This is a genomic window from Williamsia serinedens, assembly GCF_024171725.1.
Classification (GTDB): domain Bacteria; phylum Actinomycetota; class Actinomycetes; order Mycobacteriales; family Mycobacteriaceae; genus Williamsia_A; species Williamsia_A serinedens.
Genome location: NZ_JAMTCG010000003.1, coordinates 191,148 through 215,205 on the forward strand (window position 1 = coordinate 191,148; position 24,058 = coordinate 215,205).

Sequence of the window (24,058 nt, forward strand, 5' to 3'; positions counted from 1 at the left end):
TCGTGCCATGACACCGGTTCGTCGCCATCGCGTGGTGGTGCTGTTGCTCGCCCCGGTCGTCGGTTTCGACGCGACGATCGCCCCGCTCGTCTTCGGGGAGGCACGCGACCGCGACGGATCGCCCCTGTACGAGGTGGTCACGTGCTCCCTGGGCGGTGGGCCCGTGACCACCACGAGTGGCTACGGCATCGTTCCCGCCGGGGACCTCGACGAACTCACCACCGCGGACACGGTCGTCGTCCCCGGGACGCGGTATCCCCCCGCTCGGGAGAGGGGGACTCTCGATCCCGAGGTGGCGGCCGCGCTCGACAGCGTGCCGTCCACGGCTCGGTGGGTGTCGATCTGCACCGGCGCGTTCGTACTCGCCGCGTCCGGGCGGCTCGACGATCTCCCGGCGACGACCCACTGGCGCGCCGCCGCCGAGTTCCGGGCGCTCTTCCCACAGGTCCGGCTCGACGAGGCCGTCCTGTTCGTCGACGGTGGCGACGGAGAGTCCCGGTCGACCGGACCCTTCAGCTCCGCCGGGTTGTCCGCGGGGATCGATCTCTGTCTGCACCTGCTCCGCCTCGATCACGGGGCCGCCCTGGCGAATTCGGTTGCCCGGTATTGCGTCGTCCCGCCGGTGCGAGAGGGCGGTCAGGCACAGTTCATCAGTCACGCCGTCGTCGACCGTCCCGACGACAGCACGGCGCCGACACGCGCGTGGGCCCTGGACCACCTCGTGGAGGACCTGTCGATCCGTCGTCTGGCCGCGCACGCGCACATGAGCACACGAACGTTCAGCCGTCGCTTCCGGGCCGAGACGGGCGTGTCCCCAGGCGAGTGGGTGCGCAACCGCCGCGTCGACCGGGCGCGCGAGATGCTCGAGGCGGGTGGGGCGACCGTCGACGAGGTCGCGGCGCGGTCGGGGCTGGGCAGCGCCGACAACCTGCGTCATCACCTGCGGACAGGCATCGGGATGTCGCCGACCGCCTACCGAAAAGCGTTCTCGCAGGTCACTGCATCCGGGTGACCTGCGAGAACGGGGTTGGGTTGGACGGTTCGTGCGTCAGGCGTCAGTCCTGGTGGTGCGGGTAGGCGCTGCGGTAGCGCGTACGTCGCACGCGGGCGACGTGCTCCTGGAGGGTTCGGTCACCGCGGGCCATCGCCGCGGCACGGATCGAGTAGACGACCGTGCCGTACAGCACAACCCAGACGACGAGTGCGACGATCCCGGGCACCGTGTTGCCGGTGGCGAGACCCGCGATGCCGAGGGCGAGAGCCGCCGACCCGAACATGAACGCCACCCATCCGACCCGTCCCCACCGCAGGGCCTTCTGCAGGTGTGCGCGGCGCTCCCGGGCCGGTGACATGGCCTTGCCGCGACGCTTCTTGGCCGCTGTTCCGACTGCTGCAGTCATTTGCCTGCTCCTTGCTTCACGGGCGACTGGACCAACTGTCCAACACCGGACGAACTGAACTATTCCGCTGAGCGCGAACGCCGCGACCTCACAACGCGGCTGCCCGCGTCACCGCCCGTCGAAACCGTCGATCACCGATGCCATGTCCTCACGGGCGTGACCTGCGTCGACGGTCGAGACGAAGCGGTCGTGGATGGCCTGCATCACCGATGCGTCCATGCCGACCGATTCCATCGCGGCGGCGATGAGACCGGCGTCCTTGAGGGCGCCGTCCGCGCCGAACGACGCCGGGAACTCCCGGGCCAGCATCGCCTTGCCCTTGAGCTGGGCGTATCCGGCGTCGAGCGGGCCGCCGGAGATCGCGTCGAGGAAGAGCTGCGGGTCGACGCCGAACCGCTGGGCGAGACCGATCGCCTGGCCGGTCGCGGTCACCAGCGACAGCACCCACGAGTTCGCCACCAGCTTGAGGCGGTGACCGTCGCCGAGCTCCGGCCCGACCCAGACGGTGCCGGCACCGATGGCGTCGAGCACGGGCTCCACCCGCTCGCGCAGCGACTCGTCGCCGCCGACGAGAACGGTGAGCGCGCCCTTCTCCGCGGGTTCCTTCGTGCCGAGGACGGGCGCGTCCAGCATGGCGATCCCGTGCTCGCGGGCGAGCCGGCCGAGACGGTCGACGCCGTCGAGCCCGACGGTCGACGTCTGCAACCAGACCGCGCCGTCGGAGAACTCCCCTGCGACGGTTCCGACCACGTCGGCCACGGAATCGGCGTCGTAGAGCATCGTGACGACGATCTCGGCACCGCGGACGGCCTCGGCCGGGTCGCCGACGACGGTCGCGCCGTCGTCGGCGAGAGGAGCCGCCTTCTCCTGGCTGCGATTCCACACGGTCAGGTCATGGCCGGCACGGATGATGCTGCGCGCCATGCCCGCTCCCATGATCCCGGTCCCGAGAAGTCCGATTCGCGCCATTGATCCCACATCCCATCGCGTCAGGTGCCATCTGCCGTGCCGGGACCATGACGTCTGTCATGGGATCCCGGCGACCGCCGGATCAACACTGATGCGCATGACGAACTTCCCGATCGGCGACGTCGGGAGCACCGAACCACGTCCTCGAGCGTGCACCAGATTCCGCCGAGCGTGCACACGACGCCGCAGCGGCGGCAACGACTGCACGGTCGCGCGAATCTGGTGCACGGTCGACGGGATCGACTGCACGTTCGGTGTCGTCGGGGGCGGAAGCCCCGGGGTCAGCCGGCGTCGACCTTCCGTCCCTCACCCGGGTCGGCGGCCTGTGACGGATCCCGGACGGGCAGCGGGCGCAGCAGCGCCCAGGCGACGAAGAGCGCGGCGACCGCGGCCAGGATCAGGCCGACCCAGAGGTTGGCCGTCGTGCCCGCCTCGAGGTCGACGCGGTTGGCGTCCGACGGCCTGTGGGACTCGATCCCCAGGACGCCGGGTGCGGCGCCCCCGACGATGAGGACGATCCCGTAGATGCCCATCAGCGCGGCGACGATGATGCGGATGTCGAAGATCCGGGCGAGGAACTGCGCTCCCCGACCGGCCGTCGGGTGGGGTTGCTCGGTGATCATGCGAGAACTCCTGACACTCAGTGGAAGACGACGTTGAGGGCGACGACGAGGACGAGCGCGACACCGGCCAGCGGCACCGGCCGCGCGTACCAGGCGGCTCCGGCGTCGGCGGGATCGGTGAAGTGCGACTTCGGGGTCTCCGAGTACACGAGACCGATCAGTTCCTTCGCCGGTTTCGGCTGCGTCGCCATGGTCACCACGACGCTGACGAGGATGTCGACGACGAACGCCGCGGACGCCGCGACGAACGGCATGCCCTGGCCGGGAAGGTTGATCACCCCGACCTCGGAGAGGATGAACACGACGACGGCGGAGAGGGTTCCGGCCACCAGACCGGTCCAGCCGGCGGTCGCGGTCATCCGCTTCCAGAACATGCCGAGCAGGAACGTCGCGAACAGCGGGGCGTTGAAGAACCCGAACAGCGTCTGCAGGTAGTCCATCAGGTTCGAGTAGCCCGACGCGATGAGGGCGGTGAAGATCGCGAGCACCGTCGCACCGACGGTCGCGACCCGGCCCACGGTGATGTAGTAGCCGTCCGGCCGGTTCTTCACGACGTACTGCTGCCAGATGTCGTAGCTGAACACGGTGTTGAACGCCGAGATGTTCGCGGCCATGCCGGCCATGAACGACGCGAGCAGACCCGCCACCGCCACGCCGAGGAGGCCGTTGGGCAGGATGTCGCGGATCATCAGCAGCATCGCGTCGTTGTAGGTGACATCCGCCGCGTTCGGGCCGCTCTTCAGCGAGATCATGTCGCCGATGACGGCCGCGCAGATCATGCCCGGGATCACGACGACGAAGGGGATGAACATCTTCGGGATCGCGCCGATGATGGGTGCGCGCCGGGAGGCGTTCATCGAGTTCGACGCCATCGCCCGCTGCACCTCGACGAAGTTCGTCGTCCAGTAGCCGAACGAGAGCACGAACCCGAGGCCGAAGACGATGCCGATCACCGACCACACGGGACTGTCGAAGCCGCTCAACGCGTTTCCGGGCCAGGACGTGATCTGGTCGTGGATGCTCGCGGTGACCTTGCCGTCACTGGTGGTCGCGACGATCTTCTCCTTCAGCCCGTTCCATCCGCCGACCTTGATGAGCCCGAAGACGGTCAGCGGGACCAACGCCGCGAGGATGACGAAGAACTGCAGGACCTCGTTGTAGATGGCGGCGGAGAGCCCGCCCAGTGCTGTGTAGGTCAGCACGATCGCGGCGGCCACGATGAGCGAGACCCATTGGCTCCAGCCGAGGATCACGTTCACGATCGTGGCGAGCAGGTAGAGGTTGACGCCGGCGATGAGCACCTGGGCGACCGCGAAGCTGATGGCGTTGACGAGGTGCGCACCCGTGCCGAAACGCCGTCGCATGAACTCGGGGACGCTGCGGACCTTCGACCCATAGTAGAACGGCATCATCACGACGCCGAGGAACAGCATCGCGGGGATGGCGCCGATCCAGTAGTAGTGCATGGTCGCGAGGCCGATCTGCGCCCCGTTGGCGGACATGCCCATGATCTCGACCGCGCCGAGGTTCGCGGAGACGAACGCGATGCCGGTGACCCAGGCGGGCAGCCGTCGGCCCGACAGGAAGAAGTCGAGACTCGAGGAGATCTGGCTGCGGGCCAGATACCCGATCCCGAGGACGAACACGAAATAGAGGGCGATCAGCACGTAGTCCACGGCCCCGGCGTTGAGCCGGAGCACGGAGTCCGCGGCAAGCGTCATTCGACAACTCCTTCGGGCGGGTCACTGCCGTAGTGACCCCGGTCACGAGTGAACACAACCTCACACATTTCCGAACAGATTTCAACACACCGCCTGTTTGATACTGTGCGTTTCATCCCGCTGGTCCCGACAGGAGGTGCCGTGCTCCCCGCAGAACGACGCCGCCGCATCCTCGAGGTGCTCGACCGCGAGGGGACCGCTCGCGTCACCGACCTCGCCGATGAGCTGAACGTCTCCGAGATGACGGTGCGCCGCGACCTCGAGGCACTCCAGGACGACGAGGCGCTGCACAAGGTGCACGGCGGCGCGGTGGCCCGACACAGCCGCGGCGAGGAACCGCGATCCGCGGCGAAGGCGACCCGTGAGACCGCCGAGAAGCGGGCCATCGGAGCGTGCGCCGCGCACCTCGTGGACGACGGGATGACCGTGGCCATCAGCGCGGGCACCACCACCCTGGAGGTCGCCCGACTCCTGCGGGATCGCGACTCCCTCACCGTGGTCACCAACTCGATCGCGATCTTCAGCGAGCTCACCGATCCCGATGCGACGGTGCGCCGTTCACGTCCGACCGTCGTGCTGACCGGCGGTACCCGCACCCCCTCCGACGCCCTTGTCGGCCCTGTCGCCGACGCCGCTCTGGCGTCGTTCCGGGTCGACCTGACGCTCCTGGGTGTGCACGGACTCGACATCGACGCGGGTCTCACCACACCCAACATGGCCGAGGCGGCCACCAACCGGAGGTTGGTCGAGATCGGACGGACCCTGGTCGTCGTGGCCGACCACACCAAGGTCGGCGAGGTCGGCGCCCACGTGATCGTCGGTCTCGACCGCGCCGACACCCTCGTCGTCGACGACGGCCTGTCCGACACCGCACGCATCGTGCTGGACCGGCACATCCGCGACGTCCGGATCGCCCCGGTGGCGCGATGACCCCGCGGCTACGACCCCCGGCCGTGACGACGCACCTCGCCGACGGTCGTGAGATCGACTTCTTCGCCCTCGACGGCCATGTGCCACAACCGGTCCCGGACCGGCGGCCTCTTCCCGACCGCAGCGGGCTGCAGTCCCAGGTCCGCTACGACCGGCAGACCGGTGACTGGATCGCCGTGGCCGCGCTGAGGCAGGACCGCACCTACAAACCGCCGGCCGACCAGTGTCCGTTGTGCCCGTCGCCGGACGGCACGGTCAGTGAGGTCCCCGCGCCCGACTACGACGTCGTCGTGTTCGAGAACCGTTTCCCGAGCCTGTCCGGGGCGGCACCCGATCACCCGTTCGCGTTGCCCGACCCGGCGTCGGCCGACCTCGTCAGCGCCGTCGGACACGGCCGGTGCGAGGTGATCTGTTTCTCCAGCGATCACACGGCGTCGTTCGCGTCGCTCTCCCACGACCACGCGCGGCTCGTCGTCGACGCCTGGCGCACCCGCACCGCCCACCTGCTGACGCTCCCCGGTGTGGCACAGGTGTTCTGTTTCGAGAACCGCGGCGAGGAGATCGGCGTGACGCTGACCCACCCGCACGGCCAGATCTACGCCTACCCCTATCTCACACCGCGGACGCGGTCGATGATCGCCCGCGCCGACGACCACCGGGATCGCACCGGCCGCAACCTGTTCGAAGACATCGTCGCCAGTGAGACCGCGGTCGGGACGAGGGTCGTCGTCGATCATCCACTGGCCGTGGCGTTCGTCCCGTTCGCCGCGCGCTGGCCGGTCGAGGTGCACATCCACCCCCGGCGACGGGTCGCGAACCTCGTGGACCTCACCGACGAGGAACTCGACGCCCTGACGACGGTCCACCTCGACGTCCTGCGCCGCTTCGACCGTCTCTACGACAGCCCGCTGCCCTACATCGCCGCGGTGCACCAGTACTCGGGCCGTTCCGTCGACGCCGAGGGAGCGCTGCACATCGAGCTCATGTCGGTCCGACGTTCGGCCACCAAACTGAAGTTCCTCGCGGGATCGGAATCCGCCATGGACGCTTTCATCACCGACGTCACACCCGAGGACGTCGCCGACCGACTGCGCGCGGCGGGGCCGTCATGACCGGTCGCGTGGTGGCCCGCGCGCCGGGTCGGGTCAACCTCATCGGCGAACACACCGACTACAACGACGGTTTCGCGCTCCCCATCGCGCTCGACCGACACACCGAGGTCACGCTGACACCCACCGGGTCGTCGACGGTGACCGTGCGCGCAGACGACCACGGCGAGGCCGAGTTCGACGTCGAGACATCGCCCGGCGACGTGACCGGATGGGCTGCCTACGTGGCCGGGGTGTTCTGGGCGGCGCGCCGTACCGGCCTCCCGGTCACCGGCGCCGACCTGACGATCACGAGCACGGTGCCCGTCGGCGCAGGACTGTCGTCGTCGGCAGCGCTCGAATGCGCGGTCCTGGAGGCGATCTCGGCCACCTCGGGCGCGCGGCTCGACCCGATCGACGCCGCCCGGATCGCGCAGCGGGCCGAGAACGACTACGTCGGGGCACCGACAGGGCTCCTCGACCAGATCGCGTCGATGTGCGGCCGGGACGGTCAGGCGCTTCTCGTCGACTTCGCCGACACCTCCGTCCGGGAGGTGCCGTTCGACCCCGCCACCGACGGCGTCGAACTGGTCGTCGTCGACTCCCGCACGACCCACGGCCACGCCGGAGGCGAGTACGCCGACCGCCGCCTCGCCTGCGAACGCGCGGCCCGTGATCTCGGGGTCACCTCCCTGCGAGAGGTCCCCGACGACGATCTCGACGCCGCGCTCGAGGCGGTCACCGACCCGGTCGATCGACGTCGCGCCCGGCACGTCGTCACCGAGAACCGGCGTGTCCTCGACGCGGTGGACGCCTTGCGGTCGCGAGATCTGCCGACGTTCGGGCTCCTGATGGACGCCTCACACGCGTCGATGCGGGACGACTTCGCGATCACCACACCGGTGATCGACCGGATCACCGAGGTCGCCCACCGCCACGGTGCGCTCGGTGCGCGCATGACCGGCGGCGGGTTCGGCGGCAGCGTCATCGCGCTGATGCCGCCCGACGCGATCGATCGTCTGACGGGCGCCCTGCACGACGAGGCCCGGGCGGCCGACCGTCCGTCCCCGGAGGTCCGCGTGGCCCGGGCCGGTGCGGGGGCGCAGGTGGTCACCGCGCGCTGACGACGCTCCCGTCGTGCCGGCGAACCAGTCCGCCGACACGGGCGAGCAGGACACCGAGGACCGCGTAGCCGAGGACGACGTGGACGCTCGGCAGCACCATCGCGATCGCCCCGCCGGTCATCGCCACGGGGACCAGTGCGAACCAGCTCTGCGCACCGAGGGTCCACCAGCGCAGGATCCCGGTCCAGCGGCCGGCGATCGCGATCCGGATCCCGATGCCCAGCATCCCGAGCATCGACAGCGGCCAGCAGGCGTCGAACGCCGCCCACACCGGCGTGCCGTGCAGGACGCCGAGGCCGTCGAGGCCGGTGGACCCCATTGCCCCGCCCATGAGGACGAACTGGAGACGGTGGAAACCGCGCGCGACACGGCCGTCACCCATCGCCGCGGTGCGGTACTGCGTGGCGAGGAGCCAGACGACGCCCGCCTGGAAGGCCAGTGCGGCGAGGGCGCCGATCACCCCGACGACGCCGTGGTCGGACGAGTCGGCGGTGAACGGCAACACCGCGATCCACGCCAGGGACCCGAGCGTCAGCAGTGTGCCGGCGGCACGGGTCGGCACGACGGGACGGGACGTGGGGGTGATCGGTGTGCTGGTCGCGAGGGTGGTCATGGCGTGCTCCTGGGGGTGCGTCGACGCCGCGGCGGCGGCGATGGTGGTGGACGCCGACGACGATCACCCACTCCGCTGGGGAACGACCGGGACGCGTTCCCAGTGAGTTCCCACCGGACCCGACGACCCTGTCTCGCGTGTCCCCGCCCCGCTCGTCGCGGCGCGCCGTGTCAGGCGACCGCGGCCTCGAACCGTTCGCGCACCTGCGCACGGGTCAGATCGCGCCCGCGCTCGGCGGCGGTCGCGAACACGACCGGGTCGATGCCCTCGCGCATCTCACGTCCGTAGCGGGCGAGTTCGACGACGTCCATCGCCTCCGGAGCGAAGCCGGTCGCGTCGGTGAACCGCTCGACCACCCCGAGCAGCTGGGCTGCGGCCTCGTGGTCGCCCCGGCGGAACACGAGGTAGGCGAGCGTGGCGACGGCGACCATCCACGAGGTGACGTCCTCGGCCCGGTCGCAGTGGTCGACCATCTCGACGAGACGTCGCGCCGGCCGTGCGTCGATCACCCCCTGCTCGATCTCGGTCTTCGCGTGGAGCCACAGAGAGGACGCCGCACACCAGTCGTAGCCGACCGCGCGGGCCGCGGTCACCGCCTCGGTGAAGCGATCGGCGGCCGCGGCGGCGTCGCCGGCGCGGAAGTCGGCCATCCTCAACGACATCAGCGCCTCCGCGGTCGTACCGACCGCGCCGATGCGCCGGGCGATCCCGAGCGCCCGTCCCGACAGCACGCGCCCGTCGTCGACGGCACCGGCACCGCTGAGGAAGAAGCCGACTGTCTGTGCCGCATCGGCCCGCGCCTGCAACAACCGGACGTCGTCGATCGCTGCGTCGGCTCCCCCGGCGTCGGACTCGGCGAGCAGCTCCCTCAGCCGGGTCAGTGCGGCGAACAGCGTCTCGAGCTCGGAACCGAGGTAACTCATCACCACCAGCCCGGCGATCGCGCGGATGCGCACGACGAAGTCGATGTCGTCACCGGCCTCGAGTGCGGGCGCGAGCGTGCGCATCCCCTCCGCGACATGACCACTGCGGTACCAGAACCAGTGCACGTCCCCGGCGATCGTCAGATGGTCCGCGCTGCGCGCGGGTGGTACCTCCCGCGTCGAGCGTTCCAGCGCCGCACGCACGTTGGGCATCTCGACAGCCAACAGCCGGGTCTGTCGCGCCGACTCGGGACCCCGCAGCGCGACGTACCCGCGGGCGCACAGCTCGCGCACCCAGGCCAGGTGACGGTCCGCGATCTCCTCCCGGCGTGCGGCGTCGAGGGTGTCGCGGGCATACCCGCGGATGGTCTGCAGCAGGCGGTACCTCCGGGGGTCCCCGCCGACGACGGTGACCAACGACTTCGCCACCAACGCGACGACCCCGGCGACGACGTCGGCGCGCCCGGTGACGGCGGTGGCGGCGGCAAGGTCGAACCCGCCGTCGAACACCGACAGGTCGGCGAACACCCGACGCTCGTCCTCGTCGAGACCCGCGTACGACCCCTCGATCGCGGCCCGCACGCTCTCGTGTCGCGCCACGGTCCGCGAGCCACCGCGCAGCAGGTCGAACCGGTCGTCGAGCATCTCCCGGATCTGCCGCACGGACAGCGACCGGCTCTGTGCGGCAGCCAGTTCCACCGCGAGCGGCATCCGGTCCACCGCATCGCAGAGTGCGGCCACGTCGGCGGGGTCCGCGTCGGCAGCCCATCGACCCGCACGGCGCGTGAACAGGTCCTCGGCCGCGGCGAGCGGCCCGAGCTCGTGGACCACCTCGCCGACGACGCCGACGGCCTCGCGACTCGTCGCCAGCACAGCGACGCGAGGACACGCCGCGAGCAGACGATCGACGACCGCCGCGACGGCGTCCAGGAGGTGCTCGCAGTTGTCGACGACCAGCAGCGTCCGCCGTGTTCCGATCGCCGCGCACAGGGCCTCGATCCCACCGGACACCGTGAGGCCCATCGCTGCGCGCACCACGTCGAGGACACCGTCGGCGGTGACGACGTCGGCGAGTGGCACCCACCAGGGACCGTCCGCCTCGTGGCGAGCCGCGCCGACGGCGATCGCGAGGCGGGTCTTGCCCATCCCACCCGGCCCCACGATCGTCACCAGACGGTTGTCGTCGAGGAGGGCACCCACCTTCACCACCTCGTCGGCGCGGCCGACGAGCGCGGTGAGGGGCGTGGGCAGGCCTCCCGTCGCGGCGGGCACCTCCCGGACCGAGACCGACTGCGCGACAGAAGGGTTCACGTCCAGAGCGGGGTCCTGGGCGAGAACGGCCTCGTGCAGTCGGGACAGCGCGGGACCCGGGTCGACGCCGAGCTCGTCGGCGAGCACCCGTCGCGCCCGGTCGAGGGTGGCGAGCGCATCGCCCTGACGCCCGGCGCGGTAGTGCGCGAGGGCCAGCGCCTCCCATCCGCGTTCCCGCAGGGGCACACGTTCGGTGTGGGCTCGGGCGTCGGTGACGACGGTCGACTGGTCGCCGACGGCCGACAGTGCGATCAATCGATCCTCCACGGCGTCGAGCCGGATCCCCTCGAGGCGGTCGGCCTCGGCGGCCGCGAAGTCCCAGGCCACGACGTCGGCGTACGCGGGCCCGGACCACAGAGACAACGCGGTCGCGATGGACTCGACGGTCCCGGCAGCGTCACCGGCCTCCAGCTGCCGCCGTCCGGCCCGGGCCAGATCGACGAAGTCGTCGGCGTCGAGCCGATGGTGGTCACGGGCGAGCGCGTACCCGATGCCGCGTCGGACGAGGACCTCGACGTCGGCCGCGCGCCGGCCGGGCTCCATGGACTTGCGCAACGTCGCGACGTAGCCCTGCACCGTCACCCGCGCCGACGGCGGCGGCGTGCCGCGCCACAGATCGTCGATGAGTGCGTCGTCGGGGACGACGTCGCCGTGCGCGACGGCGAGCCGGGCCAGCAGCGCCCGGGGGACCGCACCCCCGAGCGGTGCGTCGCGACCGTCCACGGCCGCGCCGAGCACCCCCAGCACCCGGAGCGAGAGGAACGCCATGATCGAGGACTGTAAATCGGACGACCCGGACGTGGCGGACGTACGGCACGTGTCGTCACCGATGGGGTCGCTCCGCGCGGCGTGCCGGACCGCCCGCCCCGATCGACCGGGCTGGGCCGACGAGGTCCGCGCGGCCCTGGCGCGTGTCCTCGCCGACGACCAGGAGCCGTCCCCGCACACCGGTCGGATGAGCGTCGCGGCCGAGCGCGTCCTCGCCGCCGTGGACACCGCCGACCTCGACGCCCTGCGCGCGGCCGTGGACCGTCTCGAGACGCTCGACGGGACACCCGCACACGTGCCCGACCCGGCGGTTCGGGCGACAGCGCCGGGCCCGCCGGGGACACTGATGCCATGACGCGTTCGCGATGGGCCCGAGCCGTGGCCGCGGCGGCGGCCCTGGTGCTCGCCGGCGGACTCGCGGCCTGCGGCTCGGACGGTCCGGCGCCGACGACGGATCCGCCCGCGGTGACGGTCACCGGCACCGGTGAGGTCCGCGGCGCCCCCGACACGCTCACGGCCACCGTGGGTGTGTCCACGCAGGCCGGCGACGTGTCGACCGCGATCGCACAGGCCGGCAGTCGGGTGCAGGCGGTCACCGACGCCGTCGTCCGTGCAGGCGTCGCCCGATCGGACGTGCAGACCGAGCAGGTGTCGCTCCAGCCGCAGTACGCGGGATCGCTCCCCGGCGCGGGACCGTCGATCACCGGGTACGAGGCGACGAACACCGTGCAGATCACCGTGCGCGACCTGGCGAAGGCGTCCTCCGTCCTCGGCGCCGCCGTCGACGCCGGGGGAAACGACGCGCGGCTGTCGGGTGTCGCGTTCCGCATCGACGACGACTCGCGGCTCCTCGGCGACGCGCGGGCACGGGCCTTCGACGACGCGAAGTCGCGCGCCGAGCAGTACGCGAAGCTGTCCGGGACGTCGTTGTCACGGGTGCTGTCGGTGCAGGAGAACGTGACCGGTCAGGACCAACCGCTCGCAACGGACCGCACCGCGCAGGCCGCGACCGTGCCGATCGAACCGGGACAGCAGACCGTCACCGTCTCGGTCACCGTCAAGTGGGGGCTGCGATAGCCGTCCGCGTCCGCGCCGCGCCGCGCCGCCGGCGTGCGGTGCTCGTCGTGCTGCTCGTCGCCCTGATGCTCTGCGTGGGCGGTGCGGTCACCTCGAACGCGGAGGACGTCCAGGCGAACCGGCGGATCGGACCGGTGTTCATCGACGGCGACTCGCGGCACACCTGCACCGCCGGTGTCGTCCACTCGCTGCACGGCGACCTGATGGTGACCGCGGCGCACTGCCTCACCGGGGTGCGCGGCCCCATCACGGTGGCGCCGGGATACGACCGTGGCCAGACACCGTTCGGCGTCTGGCAGGTGGCCGCCGTGTACCTCGACCCGTCGGTCGCGGCGGAGCCCGACGTGCTCGACTTCGCCGTGCTGCGCCTGCAGCCGCGCGACGGGCGGTCGCTGGAGTCGGTGACGGGCCGAGGCTGGTCCGTCGCGCCCTACCGCGCAGGCCTGCGGATCCGCGTCGTCGGATACGGCGCGGGCGAGGGCGACTCGCCCGTCGGGTGCCGCGCCCGAACGGCGACCGTCGAGGGCATCCCAACCATCCGGTGCCGCGGCCTGGTCGACGGCACCAGCGGCTCGCCGTGGCTGTCGGGGCGGTCGGTCGTCGGCATCGTCGGTGGCTTCCGGCAGGGCGGGTGCGTCAGCTTCATCTCCCACTCGCCGCCGCTGCTCCCCCGGCTCGCGGCCCTGGTCGCGCGCGCCGATCGGGGCGGACCCGGCGACACACCGCCGGACACCTCGCCCGACGACTGCTGATCGGCCGGGGGACTCGCCGTCCGGGCGTGTCGCTCAGTAGATGTAGACCACCGCGTCGTCGCCGCCCGTGCAGGTGACGATGCGTGCCTCGGCAGCACACATCATGCGGATGCGCTCGCCTGTCTCCGGGCTGGTCGCGACCACGGGTCGGGGCAGCTGTCCCGGCCGGCCGGACTCGGCGTAGGCGCGCCGAACCCGTTCGGCGAAGCCGCACGTCGTGACCGACGAGCCCACCGACGACGCGCGGTAGAGGTCGTACGGCGGGAACAGGACCGGACACGGCGTCGACCCCTCGGGCGCACCGGCCACGGTCGAGCGCGCAGCGCCGGTCGGGGAGGGCGTCGTCCGCGACGTCGACGAGGACGTCGGCGACGAGCTGTCCCCGGCCGGCGCCGGGGTCGGGGCGGTGGAGGTCACCGTGACCGTCGACGGGGTCACCGGGGTGACGTCGAAATCGCCGCCGGAGCCCCCGCGCCCGAGGACGGTGTAGCCGATGATCGCGGCACCGGCGAGCAGGAACACCACGATCCCCACGATGAGGACGACGACGGCCGGGCGCGTCGGTCCCGCCGGTCGGACGGGGCGCGGCGGCTCCTCGGTCATGGCGCGATCCTACGGACTCGCGGGGTCCGTGCAGGGCCCTGCGACGGCGCGTGGCGTCACGGGTCGGTGCGCCACGAGTTCATGCCGAGGATCACCATCACCAGCTTGCGCTCGGTGCGGGCGATCAGTTCCGCGTCGTCCTCCGGACCGCGGGAGTCGAGGAGGTCGGCGACGGCCTGCAGCATCACGGTGACGATCAGCTCCGCCGCGAGTTCGAGGTCGTCGGCCTTCCACCGCACCATCTCCGGGATCCGTGAGAGGTCGATGGCCAGTTCCTTGACGAACAGCCGCAGCTCGGTGTCGATGGCGCGGCGGATCTCGCTGACCCCGCCGTGCTGTTCGCGGACGAGGAAGCGGAACTGCGCCTCGTTCGTGCGGACCTGACGGACGAGGATCGCGAGCGAGTTGGCGGCTGTCGGGACGGCTTCCCGGGCGGCGAGATCACGGCGACCGTCGCGGAGCATGCGCCGCAGCACCCGCATGGCGTCCTCGACGAGGGTGACGCCGAGGTCGTCCATCGACGCGAAGTGACGGTAGAAGGCGGTCGGGACGATCCCCGCCGCCTTGGCGACCTCCCGCAGGCTCAGGCTGGCGAAGCTCCGCTCGGCGACGAGGTCGAGGGTCTCGTCGAGAAGGGCCTGGCGCGTACGGCTCTTGCGCGCCGACCGACTCTCCGCGGCGTCCACGGCCGGCCGCGCGGAGGATGCGGCGCCCCGCCCGCGTCCATGAGGACGCGCGGAGGCGTGATCCCCGGTCCGCGACACGCAGCCGAGTCTAGGCACCTGACCTGTTGTGACAGCGGTTACACGGATCCGCTCTTGACCGTTCGTGGCGCTGGGGTGGCACACTGTCAGTGCACACCTGTTCACTCAAACGTCGCGGGAGCGATCACCGACTCCCCGACCACCCACCAGGAGGCGACGATGTTCGACCGCTTGCCCGCGATGGTCGGCTCCGTCATCGAGGCCGCGCTGTCGCCGCATCCCGTCGACCGCTACCTCGAGCTGGTCGACCCCATGGTGACATGGGACGAGATGCGTGCGCGTGTGGTCGAGGTGTCGCGCCCGACCGACCGCGCGGTCCGCCTGACCCTGGCCCCCACACGGCAGTGGGTCGGCCATGAGGCGGGCCAGTACGTGCAGCTCAGCGTCGTGATCGACGGCGTCCGTCAGACCCGCTGCTTCTCGCCGGCCAACGCCGCGAGCGGACGCGACGGGACCATCGAGCTGACCGTCACCGCCCATGACGACGGGCACGTGTCGCGGCACCTCTACGACACGGCGAAGGTCGGCGACGTCGTCGGCCTCACACCGGCGACGGGCGACTTCGTCCTGCCCGCGCGACGTCCGCACGCGGCGGTCTTCGTCAGCGGCGGCAGTGGCGTTACACCTGTGCTCTCGATGGCCCGCACGCTGATCGCCGAGGGCTACCGGGAGCCGGTGCTCTTCGTGCACTACGCCGCCGGCCCGCAGGACGTCGCCTACGCCGACGAGTTGCGCGCGATGGACGCACTCGACAGCGTCGACGTCCGGGTGGTGCACACCCGCGGCGACGGAAGCTCCGGGCTCACCGGCCATTTCACCGGCGATCACCTCATGACGTCGTCCGCCTGGGTGCAGGACGCCCCGGTCTTCGTCTGCGGCCCGGCCGCGTTGATGGACGACGTGCGCGCGTTCTACGAGTCCCGCGGGGCCGGCGACCTCGTGCACAGCGAGGCATTCCAGGCACCCGCCGCGTTCGTCCCCGATCCCGACGAGCCCGTCACCGGCGAGATCCGTTTCGCCCGTTCGGGGAAGCAGGCCGACAACGACGGCCGCACGCTGCTGGAGCAGGCCGAGTCCGCGGGCCTGTCGCCGGAGTTCGGTTGCCGCATGGGGATCTGCTTCTCCTGCACCGCACCGAAGAAGTCGGGCTGCACGCGCAACGTGCTGTCCGGCGAGCTGGACACCGACACCGACAAGCACATCCAGCTCTGCATCTCGGCGCCCGTCGGCGACGTCGAGCTCGACATCTGACTCCAGACATCTCCGACCATCGACCCGACATCCCAGGAGGATCCGATGACGATCATGACTCTCCCCACCACCGTCGAGACCGACGACATCCCGTCGGCCGACGCCGGTGAGAAGGACACGAAGAACCAGATCACCCTGTCCTACGAGCAGGTCGAGGAACTCGGTCGCGATCTCGACGCGCTGCGCGCGCGGGTCGTCGGCGACCTCGGCCAGTCCGACCGCGACTACATCTACAAGATCATCAAGGCCCAGCGGACCCTCGAGGTCGCCGGCCGCGGGATGTTCTTCTTCGGCTGGTTCCCGCCGGCCTGGGTCGCCGGCGTGGCGGCGCTCTCCGTGTCGAAGATCCTCGACAACATGGAGATCGGCCACAACGTCATGCACGGCCAGTACGACTGGATGCGGGAGCCCTCGCTGAACTCACGCGAGTTCGAGTGGGACACCGTGTGTCCGGCCGATCAGTGGCGCCACAGCCACAACTACATGCACCACACCTTCACGAACATCGTCGGCGAGGACCGCGACATCGGTTACGGCATCCTGCGCATGGACCGGGACCAGGCATGGAACCCGTACTACCTGGGCAACCTGGTCTACGCGTCCGCGCTGATGGTGCTGTTCGAGTGGGGCGTCATGCTGCACGACCTCGAGGTCGAGAACATCGTGGCGGGCAAGCGCAAGTGGTACGACGTCAAGGGTCTCGTCAAGGGCATGTGGCGCAAGGCCGGCAAGCAGGTGCTGAAGGACTACGTCGTCTTCCCGGCGCTCACCGGTCCGCTGTTCCCGCTGACCCTGGCGGGCAACGCCACGGCGAACATCGTCCGCAACCTGTGGTCGTTCTCGATCATCTTCTGCGGCCACTTCCCCTCGGGTGTGCAGACCTTCACCCCGGAGGAGTGCGAGAACGAGACGAAGGGGCAGTGGTACCTGCGCCAGATGCTCGGGTCGGCCAACATCACCGGTGGGCAGCTCTTCCACATCATGAGCGGCAACCTGTCCCACCAGATCGAGCACCACCTGTTCCCGGACATCCCGGCCAACCGGTACCCGGAGATCGCCCCCGAGGTCCGCGCGATCTGCGAGAAGTACGGATTGCCCTACAACACGGGCGGTTTCACGCAGCAGATCGCCTCGACGTGGAAGAAGATCGCGAAGCTGTCGCTGCCCAACTCGTGGACGGCCGACGACGTCGAGTTCAGTGTTAAGGTCGAGCGCCAGAAGGACGCGGCGCAGGCCTCGTGACGCACGCGCGCATTCCGGGAGGTCAGATGGTCGGGCGGTTCGAACGCAACAAGGACCTGCTGCAGGAGGCGGTCGAGTCGACCGCCACCCACGTGGGACGGATCGCCACGATCATCACCGGGGCGGTCGCGGACATCACCCGGGAGATCGGGGATCTCGTGACCGACGGGCTGGAGATGCGGGACGCGGCCAGGCGGGCCGAACTCGACGCCGCCGACGACGCGCCCGCCCTCCCCCCGGCCCGGAAGGGTCGGGCGTCGCTCCTCGACGACCTCGACGTTAGTGAACGGCGTGATGACCGCGAGGACGACGTCGACGACCACCGCGTCTGACCCGACAGACCACCGACGACGGCCCACCCCGCACGGGGTGGGCCGTCGTCGTGTCCGGGTGACCGTCCGCGGAGCCTCGTCGCGGTCCGGTTCGTCGGATCCGCCGACTACGCTCCGTCCATGACCACGTCGTCCATGACCGGTGCGCACCGGCTGCGTGTGCCGGCAATGATCGTCCTCACCTTCGCCATGTTCATGGACCTGATGGACGTCACGATCGTGAACGTCGCCCTGCCCGCCATCCGCACCGACCTGACCGCGTCGGCGTCCCAACTGGAATGGGTGGTCGGCGGGTACATCCTCGCGTTCGCGTCGATCCTCATCACCGCGGGCCGGCTGGGCGACCGCTTCGGTCGGCAGCGGGTGTTCATCGTCGGCATCCTCGGCTTCACCGCCGCGTCGCTCATCGCGTCGCTGGCGCAGAACGGCGACCTCCTCGTGGCCTCCCGTGTCGTGCAGGGACTGTTCGCCGGCGTGATGGTGCCGCAGGTGCTCGCCAGCGTGCAGGCGTTGTTCGCGCCGTCGGAACGCGCCCCGGTCTTCGGTGCGATCGGCATGGTGACCGCGATGGCGGCGGTGATCGGACCGGTGCTGGGTGGGTGGCTCGTGACGTCGGACCCGCTCGGCGGCGAGTGGCGTGCGATCTTCTACATCAACGTCCCGATCGGGATCGTGATCGCCCTCGCGGCCGTGGTGGTCGTGCCGAACACGACGGTGGACCGGCCGTCTCCGATCGACCCGATCGGCGTGGTCCTGGCCGTCGCCGGCATCCTCCTGCTGGTCTACCCGCTCATCGAGGGACGCCAGCTCGGCTGGCCCGCCTGGTCGTTCGTGCTGATGGCGTTGTCGCCCGTGGTGCTGGCGCTGTTCGTAGCGTACGAGCGCCGGCACGGGGCCGACTCGGCGATGATGCCGATGCGGCTGTTCACCGACCGCGGGTTCGTCGGCGGCGCGACCATCCAATTCCTCTTCACCGGGTCGATCAACGCCTTCTTCCTCATCCTGGCGCTGTACGTGCAGACCGGGCTCGGCTTCTCCGCCATCGCGGCGGGCGCACTGACCCTGCCGTTCAGCGTCGGTGCGGTGGTCGCGGCCGGGGTCGCGGCCGCCCTGGTGTCACGCCTCGGCCGCCTCCTGCCCCTCGTGGGCGGGGTCTGCATCGCCGGCGGGACGGCCGCCACGATCTGGGTCATCCACCACGAGGGTCGCGGCTATTCCGGGTGGGACACCGTGATCCCGATGGCGATCGCCGGCATCGGACTCGCCCTCACCCTCGTCCCCCTCCTCGACATCGCACTGGCCACCGTCGCCGGTCGCGACTCCGGCGCGGCGTCCGGCGTCCTGAACACCTTCCAGCAGGTCGGCGGGGCAGTCGGGGTGGCCGTGGTGGGTGTCGTCTTCTTCGACAACACCGGGCTGTTCTCGCCCGAGGACCTGCTGCACGCGCTGGTTCTCGCCGCTGCGGTACCCGTCGCCGGGTACGTACTCGTCGCGGTCGCGACGGTGCTGCTGCCGTCGCTGGCCTCGGTGCGCCGGCACCTCGCGGAGCAGACCGACGGGCCCGGAGCCGACGGGTCCGACACCGACGCCGCGGTCCCCGCGAGTTGAAAGCAGCCTGACCACAATCGTTGCGCGCCGATCACGGATGTCTAGCCTGGTCGGGTGCTCCCCGAATCGCTGAAGTTCCCGAATCCCGTCAACGAGTACGCCGCGCGCTCCACTGCCGGCCTCGTCGTCGTCCTCGCGATCGTCACGATCGTCGTCGACTCGCCGGTTCTCTACGGCATCCTGGCGCTCGGGTTCCTGCTGCGCGTGATCTCCGGTCCGACGCTGTCACCGTTCGGCCAGTTGTCGGTGAAGGTCATCGTCCCCGCCCTGGGCAAGACGAAACTGGTGCCCGGCCCGCCGAAGCGGTTCGCGCAGGCCATCGGGCTCACCATCACCGCGGTGGCGTTCGTGTTCAGCCTCGCCGGGCTCGGCCTCGCCGCCCAGATCACCGTCGGCCTCGTCGTCGTCGCGGCCCTGCTCGAGTCCGCGTTCGGGATCTGCCTGGGCTGCATCGTGTTCGGGTTCCTCCAGCGCCACGGGGTGATCCCGGAGAGCGTCTGCGAGGCCTGCAACAACATCTCGTTGCGTCAACCCGCCTGACACGGGGATCCCGCAGGGTCAGGCCCCCGACGCCTCGGCGCTCAGCGCGATCCCGTCGAGGATGTCCTTCTCGCTGACGACCAGCTCCTCGATACCCGCGCGCCGGGCGAACTCACGCGCCAGTTCGAGCGTCACGATCGACCCGCCGCCGATGACGTCGACGCGACCCGGGTGCATCGGGCCGAGCGCCGCCCGCTGATCCCGCGTCGCCGCGACCAGTCCCTCGCACACCTCGGTCAACCGGTCCAGCGGGACGCGCGAGCGGTGGATCCGATCGGGGTCATAGGTCTCGAGCCCCTGTGCCAGCGCGGCGAGCGTCGTCATCGTCCCGGCGACGCCGACCCAGGTCCGGGCCTGGTCGACGGGGACCGCGTCGAACGCCGCCTGCAGTTCGCCGCGGGCGACGTCGTGGGCCGTGGCCACCTCCTCGGCGGTCGGCGGATCGGAGTGCAGCACACGCTCGGTGAGCCGCACGCACCCGATGTTCACCGATCGGGCCGCGACGACCTCACCGTCGACGCCGAGCACGACCTCCGTGGAGCCGCCGCCGAGGTCGGTGACGACGAACGGCCCGTCCGTCGCGTCGAACTCACCGACGGCACCGGCGAACGACAGCCGGGCCTCCTCGTCCCCGGAGATCACCTCCGCGACCGATCCCGCGACGACCGGGGCCAGCACCTCGCGCGTCATGTCGAAGAAGACCTCGCGGTTGGCGGCGTCGCGGGTCGCCGACGTCGCCACCATCCGCAGCGCACCGACGCCGTGGTGCCGCATGATCTCGGCGTAGTCCTCGAGCGCGGCGCGTGTACGCGCGAGAGCGCCCTCGGCGAACCGGCCCGTCGCGTCGACACCTTCGCCGAGACGCACGACCCGCATCTCCCGGTGCAGATCGGTGAGCACCCCGTCCTCGCGTCGTGCGACGAGCAGTCGGATGGAGTTCGTCCCGCAGTCGACCGCTCCGACCACCGTCATGGTGTGTCCTCCCCCGTGATGGTCTCGTCGTCGATGCCGGGCCAGTCCGCCGGCAACGCCGTCCCGCGGAGCTGTGGCGACCGCGCCGCGACGGCCACCGCCTCGTCACCCAGCGGGTTGACGCCCGGGCCCTTCGCGAGCGAGTGCGCCATGAGCACATGCAGACATTTCACCCGGTCGGGCATGCCTCCCCCGGTGAACGTGGTGCCCAGCGACCCGATCGCGTCCCGCTCGGCGAGATAGCTCTCGTGGGCGGCGCGATATGCCTGGGCGAGACCGGCATCCGAGTGCAGCCGTGCCGTCATCTCGCGCATCAGGCCGGCCGACTCCAGGCGGCTCGCCTCAGCGGTGAGCCGCGGGTCGGTGAGGTAGTAGAGCGTCGGGAACGGCGTCCCGTCGGGCAGACGTGGCGCGGTCATCACGACGGCGGGCGCGCCATCGGGCGTGCGGTAGCTGATGGCCAGCACCCCGCGCGGCTCCCGCCCCAGCTGCGCGGCGACGGTAGCGAGGTCCTCGGGGGTCGGTGGCTCGGCGGTCGGGGAACTCACTGACCCGCCGGCGTGGACACCGCGTCGAGCAGGTTGGTGTACCAGGGGTTCGACGCCTGCCGCTCGGCGCGCTTCTCGTCCTCGGACTTCTCCGGCGGTGCGGGGAACTGCATGACCAGCGGGGTCTCGCCCGGCTTCACCATGAGCAGTCGGTTTCGGGCCTGCTCCTGGATGTAAGACGGGTCGTTCTGCTCGTCGACCTTCTTCTGCAGCGACGCCACGTCCCGGCTGATCGACGCGTTCGCCGACCGCAACTGCTCGGCCTCCGAGCGCTGCGCGAAGTACGTCCGCAGCGGCACGGCGAGGGTCAACGCGACGGCGCTGACCACCAGCGCCAGGATCACCGCCTTCTTCGGGCTGAGCCCACCGACGGTCAACCCCTCCCAGGACGCGGGCAGGCGTCGGCGCGGCGTGATGACCGGCCGCGACCGCTCGCGGGTCTCGATCGTCGCCGGCGCGTCGGCGTCCACCTCGGCCGACGGGTCGGTCTCGGGGACCTCGGTGACGTCGGGACCGAGCGCGTCGTCGGTCACCCGTGGGGTGCGACGACGCTCGGTGACCCGGTTGTCGGGGCGACGCCCGGTCCGACGGTCCTCGACACGCCGGCGCGCGGACGACCCGGCCGACCGGCCGTCCCGTCCCCGCGATCCGGAGCGTCGCTGCGCCATGGTTCTCTCAGCCCTCGAACGAGAAGCGCGGGAAGGCGAGGTCACCGGCGTAGCGGGCGGCGTCGCCGAGCTGCTCCTCGATCCGCAGCAACTGGTTGTACTTGGCGACGCGCTCGCTGCGCGCGGGTGCGCCGGTCTTGATCTGCCCGCAGCTGCAGGCCACGGCCAGGTCGGCGATCGTGGTGTCCTCGGTCTCGCCGGAACGGTGGCTCATCATCGTCTTGTAGCCGCTGTTGTGGGCGAGCGCGACGGCGTCGAGCGTCTCGGTGAGCGTGCCGATCTGGTTGACCTTCACCAGCAGCGCGTTGGCCGCGCCGCGGTTGATGCCCTGCTCGAGGCGCTCGGGGTTGGTGACGAACAGGTCGTCGCCGACGAGCTGCACCTTGTCGCCGATCGTGTCGGTGAGCGACACCCAGCCGTCCCAGTCGTTCTCGTCGAGCGGGTCCTCGATCGACACCAGCGGGAAGTCGGAGATCAGCTGCGCGTAGAACGACGCCATCTCCTCGGCGGAGCGCGTCTCCTTCTCGAAGGCGTATCCCGTTCCCGCGGTGTAGAACTCGGTGGCCGCGACGTCGAGCGCGAGGGCGACGTCGGCGCCGAGCCGCAGCCCCGTGGCCGCGATGGCCTCGCTGATGAGCTCGAGTGCGGCCGTGGTGCCGGCGACGTCGGGGGCGAATCCGCCCTCGTCGCCGAGACCGGTCGCGAGGCCCTTCTTCTTCAGCACCGACTTCAACGAGTGGTAGACCTCTGCGCCCCAGCGCAGGGACTCCTTGAAGGTCGGCGCGCCGATCGGGGCGACCATGAACTCCTGCACGTCCACACCGGTGTCGGCGTGCGCGCCGCCGTTGAGGATGTTCATCATCGGGACCGGCAGGATGTGTGCGTTCGGGCCACCGATGTAGCGGAAGAGCGGCAGTCCGGCCGACTCCGCGGCACCCTTCGCGACGGCGAGGGAGACGCCGAGGAGGGCGTTGGCTCCCAGCCGGGACTTGTCGGCGGTGCCGTCGAGATCGAGCAGGGCCTGGTCGACGACGCGCTGGTCGTCGGCCTCGATGCCGATGACGGCGGGGGCGATGTCGCCGAGGACGGCCTCGACGGCCTTCGTCACGCCCTTGCCGCCGTAGCGGTCGCCGCCGTCGCGGAGCTCGACGGCCTCGTGCTCACCGGTCGAGGCACCCGAGGGCACGGCTGCCCGGGTGAACGTGCCGTCCTCGAGGGCGACCTCGACCTCGACGGTCGGGTTGCCCCGGGAGTCGAGGATCTCGCGAGCCCCGACCTGCTCGATGATCGCCACGTGAGGTCCACCTTTCGTCCTGCGCGCTCCCCCGGCGCCACCAGCAGGCCGGGTCGTGTCGCGTCAAAGACTAGTGCGTGGAGGCCGATCCCCTCCGCCGGACGCGCCCGGGCGGGCCGTCGCGTCGGGTGACCTGTGTCAGAAGCGGACGTTGATGGAGTAGGCGTTCGCGTGGTCACGCACGTCGAGCACGTACTTGCGTGAGTTGTTGTAGACGCGCACCGCCTTCTGCCACCCCTCCGCCGTCGTGAGGTCACCGCCGGAGACGCACAGGTAGCGCGCCGCCGACAGGGCCGCGTCGTCGATGTTGTCCGGGTTCGCGACACCGTCACCGTTGGCGTCCACGCCGTAGCGCTTCCACGTCTCCGGGATGAACTGGAACGGACCCATCGCGCGGTCGTGCTGGGCGTCGCCGTCCATCGTCCCGCCGTCGGTGTCGCGGATGGTCAGGTTGCCGGCCGTGCCGTCGAGCTTCACGCCCCGGATGGGCGGGCTGACGTCGCCGTTCGGTGCGATCCGCGCACCCCGGTACGTGCCGTGCTTGCTCTCGACCCCGGCGATGCCGGCGAGCGTGGTCCACGCCAGGCCGCACTCGGGGTGTTGCTGGCGCTGGATCTCCGCTGCGTTGCCGTAGGCCTCCATCGCGATGAGCGGGATGCCGGTGCCCTCCGAGAGCGGTCGCGCCCATGCCTCGAGGCGGTCGGCGGTGCGACCGGGGGCGTTGATGTCGAGATACGGGACGGCCGCTCCCGGTCCGGGCGGGACACCGTCGGGGATGTCGACGTCCGGCCTGCCCGGCAGGTCGATGCACGCGGTCGCCGCGACGGCGACGACGAGCAGGACGACGGGGGCGATCAGCCTCGCGAGCCGGCGCTGCGGCCGACGGCGGGTGCCCGGCATCTCCTCACTCCTCCTGTGCCCGACGATCACGGGCTCA

Annotated in this window: 25 protein-coding genes; 12 read left to right on the forward strand and 13 right to left on the reverse strand. The window is 70.9% G+C overall.

The window, feature by feature from the left end; all coding sequences use genetic code 11:
- The first annotated feature begins 7 nt into the window (after window positions 1–7).
- Entirely contained in the window at window positions 8–1,012 is a 1,005-nt protein-coding gene (locus LX12_RS08240) for a GlxA family transcriptional regulator (RefSeq protein WP_253654057.1), read from the forward strand.
- Window positions 1,013–1,055: 43 nt separating this feature from the next.
- Here LX12_RS08240 and LX12_RS08245 read toward each other — a convergent pair whose 3' ends face one another.
- The 4 genes from LX12_RS08245 to LX12_RS08260 all read right to left on the reverse strand — a co-directional run bounded on the left by LX12_RS08245 (window position 1,056) and on the right by LX12_RS08260 (window position 4,713).
- Entirely contained in the window at window positions 1,056–1,400 is a 345-nt protein-coding gene (locus LX12_RS08245; protein WP_253654058.1) for a hypothetical protein, read from the reverse strand.
- Between the two features lie 108 nt (window positions 1,401–1,508).
- Window positions 1,509–2,369: an NAD(P)-dependent oxidoreductase gene (locus tag LX12_RS08250; RefSeq protein WP_253654059.1), complete on the reverse strand. Its 861-nt coding sequence runs from the start codon at window positions 2,367–2,369 to the stop codon at window positions 1,509–1,511.
- 281 nt (window positions 2,370–2,650) lie between these two features.
- Window positions 2,651–2,992 (reverse strand): hypothetical protein, encoded by a 342-nt coding sequence (locus tag LX12_RS08255; RefSeq protein ID WP_253654060.1) that lies wholly within the window; start codon window positions 2,990–2,992, stop codon window positions 2,651–2,653.
- A 17-nt stretch (window positions 2,993–3,009) separates the two neighbouring features.
- Window positions 3,010–4,713 carry a sodium:solute symporter family protein gene (locus LX12_RS08260; RefSeq protein WP_253654061.1) on the reverse strand — a complete coding sequence of 568 codons (1,704 nt, stop codon included), beginning with the start codon at window positions 4,711–4,713 and terminating at the stop codon, window positions 3,010–3,012.
- Window positions 4,714–4,854: 141 nt separating this feature from the next.
- On the opposite strand from LX12_RS08260, the gene LX12_RS08265 reads away from it, so the two are divergent.
- Genes LX12_RS08265 through galK form a run of 3 tightly spaced genes read left to right on the forward strand, consistent with a single transcriptional unit; the run spans window position 4,855 to window position 7,855 of the window.
- Window positions 4,855–5,643, forward strand: coding sequence for a DeoR/GlpR family DNA-binding transcription regulator (locus LX12_RS08265; RefSeq protein WP_253654062.1), 789 nt, complete (start codon window positions 4,855–4,857; stop codon window positions 5,641–5,643).
- Window positions 5,640–6,755 (forward strand): galactose-1-phosphate uridylyltransferase, encoded by a 1,116-nt coding sequence (gene galT / locus LX12_RS08270; RefSeq protein WP_253654063.1) that lies wholly within the window; start codon window positions 5,640–5,642, stop codon window positions 6,753–6,755. The genes LX12_RS08265 and galT overlap by 4 nt, the downstream gene beginning before the upstream one ends.
- Window positions 6,752–7,855: a galactokinase gene (gene galK / locus LX12_RS08275; RefSeq protein WP_253654064.1), complete on the forward strand. Its 1,104-nt coding sequence runs from the start codon at window positions 6,752–6,754 to the stop codon at window positions 7,853–7,855. The genes galT and galK overlap by 4 nt, the downstream gene beginning before the upstream one ends.
- On the opposite strand, the gene LX12_RS08280 is transcribed toward galK, so the two are convergent.
- Both LX12_RS08280 and LX12_RS08285 read right to left on the reverse strand, forming a co-directional pair.
- Window positions 7,842–8,468 carry a hypothetical protein gene (locus LX12_RS08280; RefSeq protein ID WP_253654065.1) on the reverse strand — a complete coding sequence of 209 codons (627 nt, stop codon included), beginning with the start codon at window positions 8,466–8,468 and terminating at the stop codon, window positions 7,842–7,844. The genes galK and LX12_RS08280 overlap by 14 nt on opposite strands.
- Window positions 8,469–8,638: 170 nt before the next feature.
- Window positions 8,639–11,470: an AfsR/SARP family transcriptional regulator gene (locus LX12_RS08285; protein WP_253654066.1), complete on the reverse strand. Its 2,832-nt coding sequence runs from the start codon at window positions 11,468–11,470 to the stop codon at window positions 8,639–8,641.
- A 31-nt stretch (window positions 11,471–11,501) separates the two neighbouring features.
- On the opposite strand from LX12_RS08285, the gene LX12_RS08290 reads away from it, so the two are divergent.
- Genes LX12_RS08290 through LX12_RS08300 form a run of 3 tightly spaced genes read left to right on the forward strand, consistent with a single transcriptional unit; the run spans window position 11,502 to window position 13,299 of the window.
- Complete coding sequence (locus LX12_RS08290; protein WP_253654067.1) at window positions 11,502–11,825, forward strand: hypothetical protein; 324 nt, start codon at window positions 11,502–11,504, stop codon at window positions 11,823–11,825.
- Window positions 11,822–12,547, forward strand: a complete 726-nt coding sequence (locus LX12_RS08295) for an SIMPL domain-containing protein (RefSeq protein WP_253654068.1) — start codon at window positions 11,822–11,824, stop codon at window positions 12,545–12,547. Before LX12_RS08290 ends, LX12_RS08295 begins: the two co-directional genes overlap by 4 nt.
- Complete coding sequence (locus LX12_RS08300; RefSeq protein ID WP_253654069.1) at window positions 12,532–13,299, forward strand: trypsin-like serine peptidase; 768 nt, start codon at window positions 12,532–12,534, stop codon at window positions 13,297–13,299. Before LX12_RS08295 ends, LX12_RS08300 begins: the two co-directional genes overlap by 16 nt.
- A 33-nt stretch (window positions 13,300–13,332) precedes the next feature.
- On the opposite strand, the gene LX12_RS08305 is transcribed toward LX12_RS08300, so the two are convergent.
- Together LX12_RS08305 and LX12_RS08310 are read right to left on the reverse strand one after the other, a co-directional pair.
- Window positions 13,333–13,902, reverse strand: coding sequence for a hypothetical protein (locus tag LX12_RS08305; protein WP_253654070.1), 570 nt, complete (start codon window positions 13,900–13,902; stop codon window positions 13,333–13,335).
- A gap of 56 nt (window positions 13,903–13,958) precedes the next feature.
- A complete protein-coding gene (locus tag LX12_RS08310) occupies window positions 13,959–14,666 on the reverse strand; it encodes a TetR family transcriptional regulator (protein ID WP_372504963.1) in 708 nt (235 codons plus the stop codon).
- 159 nt (window positions 14,667–14,825) lie between these two features.
- On the opposite strand from LX12_RS08310, the gene LX12_RS08315 reads away from it, so the two are divergent.
- The 5 genes from LX12_RS08315 (at window position 14,826) to LX12_RS08335 (ending at window position 19,639) form a co-directional block, all read left to right on the forward strand.
- Complete coding sequence (locus tag LX12_RS08315) at window positions 14,826–15,917, forward strand: ferredoxin reductase (protein WP_253654071.1); 1,092 nt, start codon at window positions 14,826–14,828, stop codon at window positions 15,915–15,917.
- A gap of 45 nt (window positions 15,918–15,962) precedes the next feature.
- Window positions 15,963–17,159, forward strand: a complete 1,197-nt coding sequence (locus LX12_RS08320; protein ID WP_253654072.1) for a fatty acid desaturase family protein — start codon at window positions 15,963–15,965, stop codon at window positions 17,157–17,159.
- Window positions 17,160–17,185: 26 nt separating this feature from the next.
- Entirely contained in the window at window positions 17,186–17,491 is a 306-nt protein-coding gene (locus LX12_RS08325; protein ID WP_253654073.1) for a hypothetical protein, read from the forward strand.
- Window positions 17,492–17,611: 120 nt separating this feature from the next.
- Entirely contained in the window at window positions 17,612–19,099 is a 1,488-nt protein-coding gene (locus LX12_RS08330) for a DHA2 family efflux MFS transporter permease subunit (RefSeq protein WP_253654074.1), read from the forward strand.
- Between the two features lie 54 nt (window positions 19,100–19,153).
- Complete coding sequence (locus LX12_RS08335) at window positions 19,154–19,639, forward strand: DUF4395 domain-containing protein (RefSeq protein WP_253654075.1); 486 nt, start codon at window positions 19,154–19,156, stop codon at window positions 19,637–19,639.
- Window positions 19,640–19,657: 18 nt separating this feature from the next.
- Here LX12_RS08335 and LX12_RS08340 read toward each other — a convergent pair whose 3' ends face one another.
- From LX12_RS08340 to LX12_RS08360, 5 genes are all read right to left on the reverse strand, one after another.
- Window positions 19,658–20,611, reverse strand: coding sequence for a Ppx/GppA phosphatase family protein (locus LX12_RS08340; RefSeq protein WP_253654076.1), 954 nt, complete (start codon window positions 20,609–20,611; stop codon window positions 19,658–19,660).
- A complete protein-coding gene (locus tag LX12_RS08345; RefSeq protein WP_253654077.1) occupies window positions 20,608–21,159 on the reverse strand; it encodes a DUF501 domain-containing protein in 552 nt (183 codons plus the stop codon). Before LX12_RS08345 ends, LX12_RS08340 begins: the two co-directional genes overlap by 4 nt.
- Window positions 21,156–21,827 carry an FtsB family cell division protein gene (locus LX12_RS08350; RefSeq protein ID WP_253654078.1) on the reverse strand — a complete coding sequence of 224 codons (672 nt, stop codon included), beginning with the start codon at window positions 21,825–21,827 and terminating at the stop codon, window positions 21,156–21,158. The genes LX12_RS08345 and LX12_RS08350 overlap by 4 nt, the downstream gene beginning before the upstream one ends.
- Before the next feature lie 7 nt (window positions 21,828–21,834).
- A complete protein-coding gene (gene eno, locus LX12_RS08355; RefSeq protein WP_253654079.1) occupies window positions 21,835–23,121 on the reverse strand; it encodes a phosphopyruvate hydratase in 1,287 nt (428 codons plus the stop codon).
- A gap of 138 nt (window positions 23,122–23,259) precedes the next feature.
- A complete protein-coding gene (locus LX12_RS08360; protein ID WP_253654080.1) occupies window positions 23,260–24,021 on the reverse strand; it encodes a lytic transglycosylase domain-containing protein in 762 nt (253 codons plus the stop codon).
- Between the last annotated feature and the right edge of the window lie 37 nt (window positions 24,022–24,058).